This window comes from Candidatus Erwinia dacicola, from assembly GCF_001756855.1.
Classification (GTDB): domain Bacteria; phylum Pseudomonadota; class Gammaproteobacteria; order Enterobacterales; family Enterobacteriaceae; genus Erwinia; species Erwinia dacicola.
The window spans coordinates 1-1,264 of the sequence record NZ_MAYS01000137.1; the positions used below are offsets into that span (position 1 = coordinate 1).

Annotated in this window: 2 protein-coding genes; both read right to left on the reverse strand. The window is 45.3% G+C overall.

Annotated elements, in window-relative coordinates; all coding sequences use genetic code 11:
- Positions 1 to 144 precede the first annotated feature (144 nt).
- A complete protein-coding gene (locus tag BBW68_RS04180) occupies positions 145 to 429 on the reverse strand; it encodes a ribbon-helix-helix domain-containing protein (protein WP_070134132.1) in 285 nt (94 codons plus the stop codon).
- A complete protein-coding gene (locus BBW68_RS04185; protein WP_070134133.1) occupies positions 423 to 1,064 on the reverse strand; it encodes an AAA family ATPase in 642 nt (213 codons plus the stop codon). Before BBW68_RS04185 ends, BBW68_RS04180 begins: the two co-directional genes overlap by 7 nt.
- Positions 1,065 to 1,264 lie beyond the last annotated feature (200 nt).

The following is a 1,264-nucleotide window of genomic DNA, read 5'->3' on the forward strand; positions in this document are numbered from 1 at the left end:
AGTATCAGTGTGCCACTATAATTCAGAGGACAAACGGAATTTTCGGCGGTTTGGGCTTGGAACCCCAACTCAAACGTAAGCGCAACCAAGTGATTTGCCAAATCCTAACCGTGAAACTAAGTAATATTTCATATTTATGAGGTATTACTTATTTAAGTATCCTTCAAGTGCAGCCCGAACCAGCGCACTGACATTCTTAGGCTCAATGCCGTTACGCTTGTTATTCAGAGCAAGATCTTCGCATTGCCTGAGTAAAGACTCCGGAAGAGAAATGGTTGTTCTGGCCAGTTTTTCAGGGGACTCAATGGGTCTTATGTCGTCACCATAAGGCTTATCGGCCAGCATACTTGCAAGCTTGTCCGCCTGATCTTCAGAAACTGAAGTTACCGGGCGAGGAGCTTTATTTTTATCACTTGGTTTTTTTAACATCCGAACACCTCATTTAACAGTGACAGAACTTCTCCCTTGGCCTTCTGATTATCCGTTTCCAGTACGGACATACCCTGAGACATCACATCCCGGTATACCTTGCGATAGCTTCCAACGGATTCAAGAGGTGTCAGGGTCTCAAACTCTTTCACGTACTCAAGGAACTCATGACGTTCGTTACCCTGTAACAAAGGGTTCGTGGTGGCCATCGTCTGGTAACAAAATACCTTCAGATCCGGATTCAGATCTCGTATTGCTTCGATTTGCTGGCGCAGCTCTTCCATTGTATCAAGGTCAATATGTGAGCACTGGTGTGGAGCGATTATCTGGTAGGCAACCGTTCCTCCAGTGATCAGTTCTCTGCTGTTCCGTCCTGCTACATCCACGATAACGTGGTCATATTTTTCATCCAGGCTGCGCAACGTTGAGGAGATATTGTCGCGTTTTTCAATCAGCGTAATACGCGGGGACAACTCTGCTTCTTCCCTTTCGGCATACCATCGTGAGGCTGAACGTTGCGCATCTGCGTCCACGAGGCAGACGTCTGAGCCTCTCAAGGCCAGCCCAATAGCCACATTTATTGCTGTCGTAGTTTTAGCTGCGCCACCTTTATTACATCCAATAATTGTAATCATATCAGCACCATTGTTTGCTTTTCTCAGCTGCCGACGTGGCAAGCTGAATCTGTATGAAATAATACTTTATCTTTCATAAGTAGTAAATGCTATTTATGAAAGATGAGGTATGATTGGTGAAAAATGAAGTATGATGTGTTGCCTGTGATGCATGAGGTGTGAAGTGTGAAGAATGCGGTAGTGAACGTAGCGCCCTTACA

Bases quoted from the DNA above. Each gene is read 5' to 3' on its own strand.
- BBW68_RS04180 (WP_070134132.1), bottom strand. From the start codon at position 429: ATGTTAAAAAAACCAAGTGATAAAAATAAAGCTCCTCGCCCGGTAACT.
- BBW68_RS04185 (WP_070134133.1), bottom strand. From the start codon at position 1,064: ATGATTACAATTATTGGATGTAATAAAGGTGGCGCAGCTAAAACTACG.